Annotated in this window: 16 protein-coding genes; 12 read left to right on the top strand and 4 right to left on the bottom strand. The window is 64.0% G+C overall.

Features of this window, described 5'->3' with window-relative positions; genetic code table 11:
* Positions 1 to 127: 127 nt before the first annotated feature.
* The 4 genes from GGC64_RS12900 (at position 128) to GGC64_RS12885 (ending at position 3,179) form a co-directional block, all read left to right on the top strand.
* Positions 128 to 874: an alpha/beta hydrolase gene (locus GGC64_RS12900; RefSeq protein WP_192722906.1), complete on the top strand. Its 747-nt coding sequence runs from the start codon at positions 128 to 130 to the stop codon at positions 872 to 874.
* Positions 875 to 1,005: 131 nt separating this feature from the next.
* Positions 1,006 to 1,578: a TetR/AcrR family transcriptional regulator gene (locus GGC64_RS12895; RefSeq protein WP_192722905.1), complete on the top strand. Its 573-nt coding sequence runs from the start codon at positions 1,006 to 1,008 to the stop codon at positions 1,576 to 1,578.
* A gap of 48 nt (positions 1,579 to 1,626) precedes the next feature.
* Positions 1,627 to 2,328, top strand: coding sequence for an SDR family NAD(P)-dependent oxidoreductase (locus GGC64_RS12890; RefSeq protein WP_192722904.1), 702 nt, complete (start codon positions 1,627 to 1,629; stop codon positions 2,326 to 2,328).
* Between the two features lie 29 nt (positions 2,329 to 2,357).
* A complete protein-coding gene (locus GGC64_RS12885; RefSeq protein ID WP_192722903.1) occupies positions 2,358 to 3,179 on the top strand; it encodes an acyl-CoA thioesterase domain-containing protein in 822 nt (273 codons plus the stop codon).
* 10 nt (positions 3,180 to 3,189) lie between these two features.
* Here GGC64_RS12885 and GGC64_RS12880 read toward each other — a convergent pair whose 3' ends face one another.
* The 3 genes from GGC64_RS12880 to GGC64_RS12870 form a co-directional block, all read right to left on the bottom strand.
* Positions 3,190 to 3,930: a hypothetical protein gene (locus GGC64_RS12880; protein WP_192722902.1), complete on the bottom strand. Its 741-nt coding sequence runs from the start codon at positions 3,928 to 3,930 to the stop codon at positions 3,190 to 3,192.
* Between the two features lie 67 nt (positions 3,931 to 3,997).
* On the bottom strand, positions 3,998 to 4,780 hold the full coding sequence (locus GGC64_RS12875) for a hypothetical protein (protein WP_192722901.1): 783 nt from the start codon (positions 4,778 to 4,780) through the stop codon (positions 3,998 to 4,000).
* A 271-nt stretch (positions 4,781 to 5,051) separates the two neighbouring features.
* The gene (locus GGC64_RS12870) at positions 5,052 to 5,669 is read right to left on the bottom strand and encodes a hypothetical protein (protein WP_192722900.1); all 618 of its coding nucleotides are present in this window, start codon (positions 5,667 to 5,669) and stop codon (positions 5,052 to 5,054) included.
* 46 nt (positions 5,670 to 5,715) lie between these two features.
* On the opposite strand from GGC64_RS12870, the gene GGC64_RS12865 reads away from it, so the two are divergent.
* The 7 genes from GGC64_RS12865 to GGC64_RS12835 all read left to right on the top strand — a co-directional run bounded on the left by GGC64_RS12865 (position 5,716) and on the right by GGC64_RS12835 (position 14,872).
* A complete protein-coding gene (locus tag GGC64_RS12865; RefSeq protein WP_192722899.1) occupies positions 5,716 to 7,392 on the top strand; it encodes an alkaline phosphatase family protein in 1,677 nt (558 codons plus the stop codon).
* 83 nt (positions 7,393 to 7,475) lie between these two features.
* The gene (locus GGC64_RS12860; protein WP_225951863.1) at positions 7,476 to 7,856 is read left to right on the top strand and encodes a helix-turn-helix transcriptional regulator; all 381 of its coding nucleotides are present in this window, start codon (positions 7,476 to 7,478) and stop codon (positions 7,854 to 7,856) included.
* Between the two features lie 5 nt (positions 7,857 to 7,861).
* Entirely contained in the window at positions 7,862 to 8,272 is a 411-nt protein-coding gene (locus GGC64_RS12855) for a VOC family protein (protein ID WP_192722897.1), read from the top strand.
* A gap of 3 nt (positions 8,273 to 8,275) precedes the next feature.
* Positions 8,276 to 10,657 carry an excinuclease ABC subunit UvrA gene (locus GGC64_RS12850; protein WP_192722896.1) on the top strand — a complete coding sequence of 794 codons (2,382 nt, stop codon included), beginning with the start codon at positions 8,276 to 8,278 and terminating at the stop codon, positions 10,655 to 10,657.
* A 251-nt stretch (positions 10,658 to 10,908) separates the two neighbouring features.
* Positions 10,909 to 12,672, top strand: coding sequence for an NAD(P)/FAD-dependent oxidoreductase (locus GGC64_RS12845; RefSeq protein ID WP_192722895.1), 1,764 nt, complete (start codon positions 10,909 to 10,911; stop codon positions 12,670 to 12,672).
* Positions 12,669 to 14,165, top strand: a complete 1,497-nt coding sequence (locus GGC64_RS12840; protein WP_192722894.1) for an NAD(P)/FAD-dependent oxidoreductase — start codon at positions 12,669 to 12,671, stop codon at positions 14,163 to 14,165. Before GGC64_RS12845 ends, GGC64_RS12840 begins: the two co-directional genes overlap by 4 nt.
* A gap of 47 nt (positions 14,166 to 14,212) precedes the next feature.
* Positions 14,213 to 14,872 carry an MOSC domain-containing protein gene (locus tag GGC64_RS12835; protein WP_192722893.1) on the top strand — a complete coding sequence of 220 codons (660 nt, stop codon included), beginning with the start codon at positions 14,213 to 14,215 and terminating at the stop codon, positions 14,870 to 14,872.
* Here the strand turns inward: GGC64_RS12835 and GGC64_RS12830 are convergent.
* A complete protein-coding gene (locus GGC64_RS12830; RefSeq protein ID WP_192722892.1) occupies positions 14,862 to 15,263 on the bottom strand; it encodes a MerR family transcriptional regulator in 402 nt (133 codons plus the stop codon). The genes GGC64_RS12835 and GGC64_RS12830 overlap by 11 nt on opposite strands.
* 58 nt (positions 15,264 to 15,321) lie before the next feature.
* Here GGC64_RS12830 and GGC64_RS12825 point away from each other — a divergent pair, with 58 nt between their 5' ends.
* A complete protein-coding gene (locus GGC64_RS12825) occupies positions 15,322 to 15,783 on the top strand; it encodes a PPOX class F420-dependent oxidoreductase (protein WP_192722891.1) in 462 nt (153 codons plus the stop codon).
* Positions 15,784 to 16,060 lie beyond the last annotated feature (277 nt).

Here is a 16,060-nt window from a genome sequence, read left to right as displayed (position 1 = left end):
GAGGAGGTGAGAACCCATGCATGCGGTACCGAAATGGGTGCTCCTCGTCTTTCCACGGTCAGGCGATTGAGGTAGGTGGTCGCCGGGAGCGCCTGGACAACAAGGCAATCCCGAAAGGCAACTACCTATGCATTTCAACTCACAGACTTCGTCGAACGGCATCGACGAGCGTGATTTCATCCTGGACGACGTCACCGGAGTGCTCTGGTCACCCGCTGAGTCATCCGACGGTGCGCCCTTGATCCTGATGGGTCATGGTGGGGGTCTTCACAAGAAGGCACCCGGACTAGTGTCCCGCGCTCACTATTGGGTAACCACCGGTGGATTCGCGGTGGCCGCAATCGATGCCCCCGGACACGGTGAGCGGCCGCGAAACGCCGAGGACAACCAGTGGGTCGCCGCGCTTCGTCAGGCCCGTTCGGCGGGAGAACCAATCGGCCCGATCCTGATCGACTTCAACGCGTCGCTGGCTGAACGTGCCGTTCCGGAGTGGCGGGCGACCATCGACGCCCTATTGACTCTGCCAGAGATCGGCGCCGAATCCGGCGTCGGCTACTGCGGCATGACGCTGGCGACCGCCATCGGAATTCCGTTGGCGGCAGCCGAACCACGCATCGCCGCTGCGGTTTTCGGCGCGATGTTCGAATCTGACGCGCTGAGGGCAGCGGCGAAGCAGATCACCGCGCCCATCGAGTTCCTGTTGCCGTGGGATGACCAGGAGATCGGCCGCGAACACGGTCTGGCGTTGTTCGACGCCTTCGCCTCGAAAGAGAAACTGTTGCGTGCGTTCCCGGGAGGGCATCGCCAGGTACCCAGTTTCGCGACCGAAGATGCGCGCCCGTTCTTCGGCCGGCATCTCAGGCGCGCAGGCTAGTGGTGAGTTCGAGGCCCGGAAGTCGCTCATAGGGCGATGCTCGTGGAGCCTAGTCGATCGTAAAGGAGCTAGCTTTACGAATGGACGGTACAGTACCATACGATCGTAAAGCCGAACCTGAGGAGCTGGCGATGGCGACAGCGGCGTTGGAGACCACCGACACCCGGACGCGACTGATCGAGGTCGCAGTCGACCTGTTCACCCGACACAGCTTCGCGGGCACCTCGCTACAGATGATCGCCGATGAACTCGGATTCACGAAAGCTGCTATCTACCACCACTTTCGAACCCGTGAGCAACTACTGGCCGCTGTCCTTGAACCGATCCTCGCCGAGTTGCGGACCATCGTGGACTCTGCCGAGACGAGGCGTACCGCGCACTCACGGGCGGAGCACATGCTGAGCGGCTACGCGGCGCTGACGGTGCGCAACAGGGGACTGGTTGCGGTGCTAGCGGCCGACCCGAGCGTCGCAGCAGTGCTCATCGAGCGTGCCGAATGGGGCGTTCTGATCAAGCGACAGTTGGCCCTGCTGGCCGATGTCGATCCGGGACCCGCCGGCGAAGTGAAGGCGGCCATGGTCTTCGCCGGAATGGCCGGTGCGGCGGGGCCGACATGGGGCACTTTCGATGACGCGGCGTTGCAAGAGCATCTGGTGGATGCGGGCCGTCGCACGCTGGGCCTGCGGGCGCCACGACGCAGTTGACATCAACTACCAAGATATTCAAGCGATTTCGGGAAGGAAGAGACATCGATGAAGACGGCTGTCGTGACAGGAGGCGGCTCGGGTATCGGCCGGGCGGTGGCGGAACGGCTGCGGGCCGATGGCTACCACGTGGCCACGATCGACCTGACCGCCTCCGATGACGAGTTCGCGCAGACCGCAGACGTGACCGATCGCTCCCAGGTCGATCAGGCGTTGGCGGCCATCCGCGCGCAGCTTGGGCCGATCACGATCCTGGTCAACGCGGCAGGCCTGGACGGTTTCAAGCGCTTCACCGACATCACGTTCGATGAGTGGCGCAAGGTGGTGGACGTCAACCTCAACGGGGTGTTCCACTGCATCCAGGCGGTCCTGCCCGACATGATCGACGCGGGCTGGGGGCGGATCGTCAACATCTCGTCGTCGAGCACCCATTCCGGCACTGCGTACATGTCGCACTATGTCGCAGCGAAGTCGGCGGTCAACGGGTTGACCAAGTCGCTGGCCCTGGAGTACGGACCGGCGGGCGTCACGGTGAATGCCGTGCCGCCGGGCTTCATCGATACGCCGATGCTGCGCAATGCGGAATCTCGCGGCAGGCTCGGCAATGTCCAAGCGACCATCGATGCAACGCCAGTCCGCCGGATGGGCAAACCCGAAGACATCGCTGCCGCATGCGCTTTCCTGATCTCTGATGAGGCCGGTTACATCACAGGGCAGATTCTGGGCGTCAACGGCGGGCGCAACACGTAGCCGATCAGGCGCTATGCGACGATGTTCGGATGTCGAACGAGCCGGCGCACTTCACATCGGCCGAGGGCGGCGCGTACGTGCCAACGCCCTTCGCGCAGAGTCACTGGGGCGACGACCATCTGAATGGGCCAGCCGTCGTCGGGTTGGCCGCCCGCGAACTCGAGAATAATTGCGGATCACCGGAATTCATGCCGACACGATTCACCGCAGATTTGTTCCGTGCGGCACGCAATGTGCCGACGACGATCGACGTGCGCGTGGTCCGCGACGGAAGGCGGGTGCGCAGCGCGGAATGCGATGTAGTGCAGGAGGGGCGCACCGTGACTCGGGCCACGCTGGTGCAGTACCGACGCTCAACCGCGCCACCCGGTCGTGAGTGGACGGCGCCCGTCTCGCTCGTAGCGCCGCCGCCGCCCGACGATTCGGTACTTCCCTTTGTCGGAAGCGACGAAACGGGCTGGACACGGTCGCCGGCGGCCCATCAGAACGACTCCCGAAAGCGCTTCTTCAACGACGGCATCAAAGTTCTTGCGGGAGAGGAGAATTCTCCGTTCGTCCGCGCCGTGATGATCGCCGAAGCGACGAGTCTGGTGACCAACCTCGGCACGCAGGGCATCGGCTATATCAACGGTGACCTGACGGCTGCGCTCGCCCGGCTGCCTGTTGACGATTGGATCGCCATCCAAGCGGATTCGCACTGGACGTCGGATGGGATTTCGGTCGGCACGGCGACGCTTTTCGACTCCCAAGGCGCCTTCGGCTCGGGCATGGTCACCGCAGTAGCCAATCCCGCTGCGCAGATAGACTTTTCGACCCAGAGAACGCTGTTGAAGGGTCTCAACTACGAATAGCGACCGGCGGTCAGCACCAGCCGCCGCAGTGGAAGCCCTTCCGGCCGTCGCCGGGATTGGCCGAGTTGGTGCCCGGTGATTGTCGCGGCGTTGGCGCCACGCTGATCGGTGCGCGGGTCACATCCACGTCCGGCCCCTTGGTTGGCTCCGGAGCGGACGGCCTCCAGTACGGCTCGTTGTAGGACGGGGCCGAACCGGTTTGCTCCGGCGGTGGTGGTGGCGGGGGAGGCGGGGGTGGTGGTGGCGGCGGAAGGTTGATCGGCGAGGGTGCAGCACTGCTGAGGGCAGGCGCAGTGGTTGATGGCGCAGGTGCGACCGAGGTCGACGGGCCGGGGGCCGTCGACGAGCTATCGGGCCACGCGAGCAGGACAACGGGCGCAAGGACTGCGGCGGCGGCGACGACGGTCAGCGCGATCCTGGCCTGTCTGGCGCGGTACCACGGCTCCGGGGGAGCCCGGAAGGTCAAGGTGCTGGTATCCGATGCGCGCAGCTGACCGTTCACTGTCCACGTGTTGACCGTCGAGGAAGGAGCCCGTCGCAGTGGCTGCGGAGGAGGGGGTGGAGTGACCTCGATCGGGGCTTCATACGGTGCTTCGACGGTCGGGACTGCGGGTTCACCGTGCGGTGGGGTGGGAACGTCGTCCACAAAAGTTGGCTCGGCTACCTGCCCACCACCGAACCACCCGTCGGCGTCGTACGGGTCCTGCGGGTGATCGAAGCCCCAATCCGGCGGGGCTTCGCGCTCAGTCACGCCTCGATGCTATCGCTCACGTGCGAGACAGCGGCAAATCACGCGAGGTCAACGGCTTTCATCGGGGTCAGTACGCGCCGACCGTGACCTCCGTGCCTGCACGCTTCTGTCCGAGGGTCCGCAGCGACTGCCCGATCCGCACCGCGGCCGTCAACGCGTCGCTGGAGCCGTGCGGGCGGCCGAAATGCAGTAGCAGAGTGGCGCGCAGTGCGCCCGATTCGCACGGCATGTTGCCATGTAGGCTGCGATAGCCCCAGAACAGGTAGAGATTGCCGACTTCCATATCGACTCTGTGCAGATAGTCGCTGTCGTCGAGACGGCGCAAGATATGACGGCGATAAAACTGGCTTTGCCCGACGGCTTTGTCGATGATGTTCGCGAGAACAAAGCGTCGGAAAGGGCGCTTATTGAAAAGTCCCACTAATTCCCCGGAGTTGCCCTGTTCGGCATTCGGCAGAAATATCGGGACGACCATCGTGACCACACTGGCGTCGTAATGAAACCAATACGCGTCGCCTTCGCCGCGCGGGCCTGCGATCACGCGCAGGGCCGAGCCGGTCAGCTCCAGCTCGGCCGGTCCTTCCGGGAAGCGGGTGCGCACAATGTCCGTCAGCAGCGACAGCACCGAAGAGCTGTTGATGAAAGCCTCTGCGGCGCTGTGTTCTTCGCCTTGAGGCGACCGAATGAAGTGGTCGTGGACGCCGTGGTTCAGCAGCCGATCCTGCACGTCGGCGCGCGCTTGAGCCAGCCATTCGTGCGGAACCGCATCCTCGAGACACACCACTCCGGATTCGTCCAACTGCTCGGCGATTAAGCGTGGGTCGCCATATTCGATGATCGGCTGCGTCATGGTCGCAGAAGCATACGTGATCTTGAACCGATGTCGTGTGGGTGAATCGATCGAGTGAGCCACCCCACAATTGCGCTGGACGGCATCTGTGCGCGGGCTATGAAAGCGATATTTGCCGGACCTGCCGACGGATATTCGGCATCTTCGCCAGGGGATCGGGCGGGTAAGCCCTCCGATTGCTTCAGTTCGGCCCCTCGTTGATCGGCCGCGGCGTACATTTCTTGACGCTGAACTGCCCTATCGAACAAGGAGCGGTGATGGGTCACGTCACCTATGTCGGCCGGGTCGGCGCATTGGCTGTCGCGCTGGGAGTGGGTTGGGCGGTAGCCACCACGCCCGCGGTGGCGTTGGCAGCGCCAACAGACTCGAGTACCACGTCGTCGGCCTCGACTGGTGCGGCCGATTCCTCGTCCACCTCGACAACGGACAAGACGAAGCCGGTCGAGTCGACCTCGTCGACGGAGTCGAATGCCACGTCTTCGGAGAAGGCACCGACGCCCGAGGCGCAGACAACGGTCGAAGGCGAGCCCGCCGCGGCCACGAGCAGCCCATCCGCCGGGGACGACGATGCCCCGACCACGCCCCCGACGTCCTCCAAAGGTGGCACCCGCAAGACGGTCAAGCCATCGTCGCGAAGCACGACGACGGCAGCCTCGACATTCTCTCTGCCGAAAGAACTCTCGGTCGCAGCGACCTCGACAGTGCAGTCACCGAGCGCAGTTCGACTCACCAGCACGGCGCCGACCGTCGACGTCCACACCTCGAGCCTCGCTGCACCAGCCGCGGTGGCATCGCCAATCACGTTGACAGCCAACTCAATCGCAACGATTCCGCCGCAACCGCATCCCGCACCGTTCAGCGGGCCGCTGGCGCCGTTGAATGTGGTCACGAATATCGTCTCGTCTCTGCTTGGGTGGGCCGGGCTGGGGCCATCGATGACCGCCGGTCCCGTTGCGCCCGTTCATGAGCCGGCGCTGTGGGCGCTGCTGGCGTTCGCGCGACGCGAGATCGAGCAGACCCTGCTCGGCTTTTCGCCGACAGCCGCCCAGCACGTCGCCGTGCAACCGGTCGTAGGCCCGAACTTGCTGGTGAATCCGGGCGCCGAACTCGGTGACCCTTCGTTGTCCGGATACAGCTCGGTCACCGTGCCAGGCTGGACGGTGACCGGCACGCCGACGGTCATCGAATACGGCACTGCGCGCCGCTTCCCGTGGCCGACGTCCTCTCCCGGGCCGACGTTCCCGGCATTTCTCGGATTCCCCAGTGCGGCTTGCGCGCCACCCGATAGCGGTGAGCAATTCTTCGGCGGTGGACCCGTTGCCACGTCCACGCTCAGCCAGACCGTGAACCTCAGTGCCGCGGCAACCGAGATCGACGGTGGCGCAGTGCCTTACACGCTGAGCGGAGATCTCGGCGGCTTCACCATCGACCCCTCCGCGGCCTCTGTCCGCGTCGAGTTCCTGAATGCCAACGGAGACACGATCGGCACCGGCGGGATCCGGCCCGTCGGCGTGCTCGATCGCTTGTTCCTGACCAGATTCCTCGAACGCGATACCGCAGGCACCGTCCCGGTGGGCACCCGCGCCGCCCGTGTGGTGGTGACGCTGAAGGACTGCAACCCGGTGCTGGGCAACTACAACAACGCCTACGCCGACAACCTGTCGTTCACAGTCGGTGCGGCGGGACTGGCGCCGGCGCCACTCACACGACCGGCTTCGAACGTCGGCCCGCTCGATCACGTGTTCATGGTCTACATGGAGAACAAGGGCTTCAGCGACATCGTCGGTAGCCCGAACGCGCCGTACCTGAACGCCCTGATTGGCAACTACGGGCTGGCGTCGAACTACTACGCGCTGACTCACCCGAGCGACCCGAATTACTATCCGATCATTGGTGGTTCGGACTTCGGGCTCAACTACAACTGCCCGGCCGACTGCTTTGATCCCGCGCTGAACCTGGCCGACAACATCGAGTTGGCGCACAAGACCTGGGCCGGTTACATGGAGGGTGGCGGTGGCTACAGCACCCCCACCGACAGGCTGCCGTTCCTCGCTTTCCACGACATCTACGACGACCCGACCCGAGTGAACAGCCACCTGTTCGACCTGTCAGAGATGGCAACCGATCTCGCCTATCCCGCTTCGGCTCCCAATTTCGCCTGGTTCGCCGCCGACGACGCGACGAACATGGAAGGTCCAACCACCACCCTGCCTGGAGTCATCCAGTGGGCGCTGAGCCAGCTCACGCCGAAATTCCTTGGCGGACACCAGTACAACGTCGCGGCAGGCGACGCATGGCTGCAGGAGACGCTGCCCATCATCATGAATTCGGATACGTGGAACGACCCCACGCAGAAGAGCGCCATCTTCCTCACATTCGACGAGGACTACAACAACCTTTCGCTGGGCAACGGCAACGAAGGCAACCACATCGTCACGGTCGTCATCCCGTCGCCCGGCGCCGTCGCTAGCGGTATGCGCGACGGTGCGTTCGTCGCCGATGACCGCTATGACCATTACAGCCTGCTGCGCACCATCGAGGATTCACTCGGACTGCCGCCGCTGACCGACAACGACCGTTACGCGCAACCCATGAACGAATTCTGGACGTAGACGCGCGAGGTTACGATCCGGGTGTGACCCCGGATGCGCAGCGGCTACGCGACCTCAAACTGCTGCGCCGCGTCCGCGATCGGATGGACCGCGAGTACGCACAGCCATTGGATGTCGAGGCATTGGCGCGCGGCGTCAACATGTCGGCGGGTCATCTGTCGCGCCAGTTCAAGCTCGCGTACGGGGAGTCGCCGTATTCCTATCTGATGACGCGCCGCATCGAGCGTGCGATGGCACTGCTGCGAGGCAGCGACATGAGCGTGACCGAGATTTGCTTCGCCGTCGGCTGCTCGTCGTTGGGCACGTTCAGCACCCGCTTCACCGAGTTGGTCGGGATGCCGCCCAGTGCTTATCGGGAACAAACCGCGGGCGTGACGCCCGGGATGCCGTCATGTGTGGAGAAACAGGTCACCAGACCGATCAGGAATCGAGAAGCGCCCGCCGCTCGGCTGCATCTACCGTGAGGCACATGGACATCACCATTCACTCCAGCATGTTGCCGCACGACGATCCGGAAGAATCCCTGGCGTTCTATCGCGACGTCCTCGGCTTCGAGGTCCGCCTCGACGTCGGAGGAGACAAGATGCGCTGGATCACCGTCGGCCCGCCCAACCAGCCCGACACGAATGTCGTGCTCTACCCGCCCGCCGCCACGCCGGGCCTCACCGACGACGAGCGCCGCCTCATCGCAGAGATGATGGCCAAGGGCACGTACGGCCAACTCAACCTGGCCACCAAGGACCTCGACGCGACATTCGAGCGCGTGCAGGCCGGCGATGTCGAGGTGGTCCAGGAGCCGACGGAGCAGCCGTACGGCGTTCGCGACTGCGCGCTGCGTGACCCCGCCGGAAACATGGTCCGAATCCAGGAGCTGCGCTGACGCATGGCAACGAAGTCCACCCGCTCGCCTGCACTGCATGCCGCTGACAGTCATGAAGTGATCCGGGTGCATGGCGCCCGCGAGAACAACCTCAAGGACGTCAGCATCGAGATCCCGAAACGCCGCCTGACGGTATTCACCGGCGTCTCGGGGTCGGGCAAGAGCTCGTTGGTATTCGACACGATCGCCGCGGAGTCGCAGCGGCTGATCAATGAGACCTACAGCGCGTTCGTGCAGGGCTTCATGCCGACGCTGGCGCGACCCGACGTCGACGTCCTGGACGGGCTGACCACAGCGATCATCGTCGGCCAGGACAGGCTGGGGACTGACCCTCGTTCGACTGTCGGCACCGCGACCGACGCGAACGCGATGCTGCGCATCCTGTACAGCAGGCTGGGCAAGCCGCACATCGGTTCACCCCAGGCCTTTTCGTTCAACGTCGCCTCGATCAGCGGCGCAGGCGCCGTCACGCTGGAAAAGGGCGGCAAAACCGTGAAGGAGCGGCGAAGCTTCTCCATCACCGGAGGCATGTGCCCGCGCTGCGAGGGCCGGGGCGCGGTCAACGATTTCGACTTGTCGGCGCTCTATGACGACAGCAAGTCGCTCAACGACGGCGCGCTGACCATCCCCGGCTACAGCATGGAGGGATGGTACGGCAGGATCTTTCGCGGCTGCGGCTTCTTCGATCCCGACAAGCCGATCCGCAAGTACACCAAAAAGGAATTGAACGACCTGCTGTACAAGGAGCCGACGAAGATCAAGGTCGAAGGCGTCAACCTGACGTATTCGGGTTTGATCCCGACGATCCAGAAATCGATGCTGTCCAAGGACGTCGACGCGATGCAGCCGCACATCCGCGCCTTCGTCGACCGGGCGATCACGTTCACCACCTGTCCGGAGTGTGACGGCACCCGGCTCTCCGAGCTGGCGCGGTCTTCGAAGATCAACGGCACCAACATCGCTGAGGCCTGCGCGATGCAAATCAGCGACCTCGCCGAATGGGTCAAGGGCCTCGATGACCCCGGAGTCGCGCCGCTGGTGGCAGCGCTGCAACACAGCCTCGACTCGTTCGTCGAAATCGGGCTCGGCTACCTGTCGCTCGACCGGCCGTCGGGAACGCTGTCGGGCGGTGAGGCGCAGCGCGTCAAGATGGTTCGCCACCTCGGGTCGGCGTTGACCGACATCACTTACGTCTTCGACGAGCCGACGATCGGCCTGCACCCGCACGACATTCAGCGGATGAACGACCTTCTGCTGCAGTTACGGGACAAGGGCAACACCGTGCTCGTCGTAGAGCACAAGCCGGAGGCGATCGCGATCGCCGACCACGTCGTCGACCTCGGCCCAGGGGCCGGCGCTGCGGGCGGCGAGGTGGTCTTCGAAGGCACCGTCGAGGGGCTGAGGCGCAGCGGCACACTCACCGGACGACACCTCGACGACCGCGCCACGCTGAAGAAGTCGGTGCGGAAACCCAACGGCGCGTTGAAGATCCGCGGTGCGAGCGCCCACAACCTGCAGGAGGTCGATGTCGACATCCCGCAGGGCGTGCTGGTCGTCGTGACAGGCGTTGCGGGTTCGGGCAAGAGTTCGCTGATCCACGGATCTGTCGCAGGCTTGGATGGTGTGGTCGCGATGGATCAGACGCCGATCCGCGGCTCCCGACGCAGCAATCCGGCGACGTACACGGGACTGCTCGAGCCCATCCGCAAGGCGTTCGCCAAACAAAACGATGTGAAGCCGGCACTGTTCAGCGCGAACTCCGAGGGCGCCTGCCCGAACTGTAACGGCGCAGGCGTCGTCTACACCGATCTGGCGATGATGGCCGGGGTTGCGACACCATGTGATGTGTGTGACGGCAAGAGGTTTGAGGCATCCGTGCTCGAGTACAAGCTGGGCGGTCGCGACATCAGTGAGGTGCTCGCGATGTCGGTGACCGACGCGCTGGCCTTCTTCGGTGAGGCGGACGCGAAAGTGCCTGCCGCGCAGAAGGTTCTCGAGCGACTCGCCGACGTCGGCCTCGGCTACCTGTCACTGGGCCAGCCGCTGACCACGTTGTCGGGTGGCGAGCGTCAGCGGCTCAAGCTCGCCGCGCAGATGGCCGATAAAGGGGAGCTGTACATCCTTGATGAGCCGACCAGCGGCCTGCACCTCGCCGACGTCGAGCAGCTGCTCGACTTGCTCGATCGGCTCGTGGACTCAGGTAAGTCGGTCATCGTGATCGAACATCATCAGGCGGTGATGGCGCACGCGGACTGGATCATCGACCTGGGCCCTGGTGCCGGCCACGACGGCGGGCGCGTCGTCTTCGAGGGCACCCCTGCCGACCTCGTCGCCGACCGCTCCACCCTCACGGGCGAGCACCTAGCGGAGTACGTCGGGGCCTGACCGCTACAACAGCCCGGGGGAATGGGCGCCGGAAGCTGGACGGTCGGGATCTCGGCGGGCAGCTGGATCGTGGGGGCAGGCTGATCCGGTGGTGCCGCCAAGCCTGCCCCTGTCCGCCGAGCACCAGCAGCGCGAACGCAAGCACCACCAGCCGACGCGACATAGAACAAGGGTAGGACTCTTGCCAGGGCTGCCGATGTGATTGAAGATGCAGGAACGGTAATTAGCTGGACCTTGGTGGAGGACACCGCGTGGCATTCGATGCAGATGCTCTGCGGGAGAAATACGCCTTTGAACGGGACCGGCGATTACGGCCCGACGGGATCGCGCAGTACGTCGAGATCGCGGGCCCGTTTGCCGGATTTGCGAAGGACCCCTGGAGCGATCCGGACTTCACCCGCGACCCGTTGTCCGATGAGGTTGACGTCGCGATCGTCGGCGCCGGGTTCGGCGGGCTGCTTGTCGGGGCTCGACTGCGCGAATTGGGCGTGCAGAGCATCAGGCTGATCGACAAGGCCGCCGACGTCGGCGGCACCTGGTACTGGAACCGTTATCCAGGCATCGCGTGCGACGTCGAGTCATATGTGTACATGCCGCTGCTCGAGGAGTTGGGCTACATCCCGACGGAGAAGTACGCCAAGGGTGAGGAGATCTTCGCTCACTGTCGACGCATCGCCGAACACTACGATCTGTACCGGGACATCTGCTTGCAGACCGAGGTCAATGAAATTCGTTGGGAGGCAGAATTTTCCCGCTGGATCATCTCGACCAACCACGGAGACGCAATCCGGGCACGTTTTGTGGCGATGGCCAACGGGTACCTGCAGAAGCCGAAACTTCCTGGCATCGACGGCATCTCCGACTTCAGCGGACATGCGTTTCACACCAGTCGGTGGGACTACTCCTACACCGGGGCCGATCTGGCGAAGCTGTCGGATAAGCGCGTAGGAATCATCGGGACCGGCGCCACCGCCATCCAGTGCGTGCCGCACCTTGCCAAAGCGGTGGAACACCTTCTGGTGTTTCAACGCACGCCGTCTACCGTCGACGTCCGTGGCAATCGGCCGACCGATCCGAACTGGTCGGCGAGCCTGGGCGATGGCTGGCAGCAGCGACGCATCGAGAACTTCCAGCTGCTGACGGCGGGCGGTTCCGCCGAGGAGGATCTCGTCGACGACGCATGGACCAGCATCGTCAAGAAGCTGTTCGTGATGCGGCAGACCCGCATCGAAGGAATGTCGGACGAACAGCGTTTGCACACAGTGGAAATGGCCGACTTCGCCAAGATGGAGGAAATCAGGGCGCGAGTCGACTCGATCGTCGCCGACCGTGCGACCGCCGAAGCGCTCAAACCGTGGTACGGGTACTTCTGCAAACGGCCGTGCTTTCACGATGCGTATCTACACACGTTCAACCGCGCCAACGTCACACTGGTCGACACCCGGGGCAAGGGTGTTGAGAAGATCACCCCCGATGGTGTCGTCGTCAACGGCGTCGACCACGCGGTGGATTGCCTCATCTTCGCGACCGGCTTCGAAGTCGGCACCGATTACGCGCGACGCACCGGTTTCGAGATCATCGGCCGAGACCGCCTGTCGCTCACGGCCAAATGGCGCGACGGGATTCGCACGCTGCACGGGCTGAGCGTCAACGGCTTCCCGAACTGTTTCATCCTCAGCATCGCTCAGGCCGGCTTCACCGTGAACTTTCCGTATCTGCTTGACGTGCAGGCGCGTCACACCGCAGCGGTGATCGCCTGGGCACTGCGCCACGACGTGACCGAGATGGAGGCTTCGCCCGACGCCGAGGATGCTTGGGTCCAAACGGTGATCGACCGTTCGGCGGCCAGCGCCGGGCGGGCCAAGGCCTGCACACCCGGGTACTACAACCGGGAGGGCCACGCGAACGCCGTGACGCGCCAGGGCAGCTTCTTTTACGGTGCTCCGACGGAGTACGCCAGCATCCTGGAGGCGTCGAGGGCAACCGGCACGCCGGAGGGGTTCGAGATTCGATGAGTTCGCGCCGCCGATACCTCGCCGGTCGAGCGCGGGCGCTGCGCCACCGCAGTTCGCCGAAGGTGGTCATCATCGGTGCGGGTTTCGGTGGACTGGCGACTGCAGTCGCATTGCGGCGCAAGGGCATCGACGATCTGCTGATCATTGAACGCGCCGACGGCGTCGGCGGCACCTGGAGGCAGAACATTTACCCCGGCGCGGCCTGCGATATCCAGAGCCACCTGTATTCATTCTCGTTCGCCCCCAACCGCGGTTGGACACGCACTTACGCTTACCAGCCGGAGATCCTCGCCTATCTGGAAAAAGTCGCCGACGACTTCGATCTGCGTCGGCACTTGATGCTCGGCACGCGCGTGCACAGATTGGTCTGGGACGAACAGGTGTCACGGTGGGGAGTCGAACTGGCCGACGGCAGAACCATCGCCGCCGATGTCGTCGTCAGCGCGGTCGGATTGTTCGGTGCCGTGCGGTATCCCGATATCGAGGGGCTGGCCGATTTCGCCGGGGACTTGATGCACACCGCTGAGTGGGACGCCAGCGTCGACCTGACCGGCAAGCGCGTGGCGGTCGTGGGCACCGGCGCCAGCGGCGTGCAGGTGGTTCCCGAACTTGCCGCCACGGCCGCGCAATTGACAGTCTTTCAGCGCACTCCGCCGTGGATGGTGCCCAAGGAGGACCGCCTGTACACAGTTGAGGAACTGGCACGCTTCCGCCGGCACCCGTGGGCGGCGTTGCGTGAACGCTGGCGGCTGTGGAAGCTGCAACACGACAACACGGCGCTGACACCGGGTCATCCGCGGTTGGCCACGGTGCAGAAGATTTCGGAGAACTTCCTGCGGCGCCACGTCGAGGACGACTCACTGCGAGAGGCATTGACACCGCACTATCCGTTCCGGTGCAAACGCGTGCTGCTCGGCGAAAAGTATTACACGGCACTGCAACACGCACACGTGGACCTTGTGACAAATCCGATCGACCGGATCACCGCCACATCGGTGATCACATCCCGCGGTGCGGTCGACGTTGACGCGATTGTGTTGGCGACGGGGTTCGAAACGAGCAACTACCTCTCGGGTCTCGAGGTCATCGGCATCGGCGGCCAGCGGCTGCACCAGCGCTGGGGTTTGGACCCTCGCGCGTATCTGGGCGTTGCGGTGAGCGGATTTCCGAACTTCTTCATGCTGTACGGCCCGAACACCAACCAGGGTGCGAATTCGATCATCTACATCCTGGAGGCCGGCGCACGCCTGGTCGCCAGTGCGGTCAGCCGACTTGCGCGCAGAGGTGGCTTCATCGACGTGCGTCCAGAAGCCGAGCAACGCTTCAATGAAGAGGTCAACTCCGATCTGGAGCGCACCATCTGGACGCAGTGCGACAGCTATTACCGTTCGCCCACCGGCCGGATCGTCACCCAATGGCCGTACTCGGAACTCGATTATGCGCGAGCGACATGGCGGCTACGTCCGCGCGACTGGGTTCACAACGGCCCGTAGCCGAAATTGAATATGCGCGCGACTGGGTCGGTAAGTAGGCTCCAGCCGTGGCGAACGTGTTGACGGTCAATCTGGCCTACCCGCGGCCGAATGCGGACAAGGGGTCATTGCGGACCGGCATTGACAAGCGGCCGACCGACGACGCGATCACCGTCCGCGCCCCCGGACCGATGCACGGCGGCCTCGGCTGTGGCCTGCTCGGCGACTTCATCGGCGACCAGCAATACCACGGCGGTGACGATCAAGCCGTTTATGCGTATGCCCGCGAGGATCTCGACGCCTGGGAGCGAGAGCTACAGCGCGACCTCAAAAACGGTGAGTTCGGCGAGAACTTCACCACGCAACGGCTCGACGTCACCGGTGCTCGCGTCGGCGAGCGGTGGCTGGTCGGCAGCGACGGCCTGGTGCTCGAAGTGACGCGGCCGCGTATCCCGTGCCGGACGTTCGCAACCTGGTTGTCGATTCGAGGGTGGGTCAAGACGTTCACAAAGGCGGCGACCCCAGGCGCCTACCTCAGGGTCATCGAAAGCGGAACGGTACGGGCGGGAGACCCCATCGTGGTGGTCGATCGGCCGGATCACGATGTGACGGTCGGCCTGGTATTCCGCGCGCTGACACTGGAACCGGAGTTATTGCCGTTGGTCCTCGAAGCCGATGCGTTGCCCGACGAGATCAAGGAACTGGCCCTGCGCCGCGTCAACTCGTAGCGTTGACGGCCTTGTTGCCGTGGATGCCGCACGTGCAGTCGTCAATCGAGGGGCATGTGCATCGCATGCCCCATTCGATGATCTCCCTGGCGCGTTTCAGTTCGGCGACTCGTGCGTCGATCTCGGCGAGCTTGGTCTCGGCGAGTGCCCGGCTGGCGGGCCGGCCGGGAGCGTCGTCGGCGAACAACAGCTGGATCTCGTCGAGCGCGAACCCGGCGGCCTTGCACAGCCGAATGACATCGAGGCGCGCGACGATGGAGCCGTCATAGCGGCGTTGACCGCCGACGCGGGCGGGAGAGTGGATGAGGCCGATCTTCTCGTAGAAGCGCAGCGTGGTCGCTGCCACGTCGGCCTGAAGCGCGAGTTCTCCGATCGTCAGGCTGGCGGTCATGGCTATTCCTTTGAATCGAGCTTGACTTAGAGCCAACTCTAAGTCGTTGACTGGAACCATGCAGAAGAACCCTCATCAAGTTGATGTCCTTGGCGAGTTGGCCGGCGCCCGCTATGCGCTGCTGCGGACCTATCGGCGAGACGGGACGGCGATCGACACTCCGATCTGGTTCGAGGTCGAAGGAAGTTCAGTCGTGTTCCGAACGAAGGTCGGGCCGAAGACCAAGCGGATGACCGCGCGTCCGGACGTCGAACTGACTGCTTGCGATCATCGCGGTCGCGTCCGCGGCGGCGCGAGGACGTTCGCAGGCCGGGCGACGATTCTGTCCGGTGGTGAGGCCGAAGCCGCCAACCGGGCACTGCATCGGCGCTATGGCTGGCAGTGGAACGTCGTCCCGATGTTCAAGATCCCGGGCGTCACCAACGTTCACGAAGATCTGACGCTCGGTGAGAAGCTACGACGTATGCGCCATCGAAATGTCTGGCCGGACAGTGCAATCGTGCGAATCGACTTCGGCTGACGGCACCGTGTTTGCCAACCCGTACCTCAACATGAGCAGAGCCTGCTGCATTGTTTTGAAGCCTCTTCGTTAATTTTGCTGTCGCACCAGGACAGCGTCTCGTTTTACCAAATCGCTTGACAGTGAACGCTTCCGGGCCCGCAAGACCGCTCGCAGCTTTCTCACAGGGTTGCCGTCATGCTCGCCGAAGTTGCCGCGGCGCGGTACAGAGTGTGCTAAGTCTGTCTACAGAAACCCGAAATCATCAGATAGACAGCCTTCTTCGATCAGGAACGTT

The sequence above is a fragment of the Mycobacterium sp. OAS707 genome (assembly GCF_014873705.1).
Taxonomy (GTDB): domain Bacteria; phylum Actinomycetota; class Actinomycetes; order Mycobacteriales; family Mycobacteriaceae; genus Mycobacterium.
Note: the sequence above shows the minus strand (reverse complement) of the source record. Positions and strands in the feature narration are given on the sequence as shown.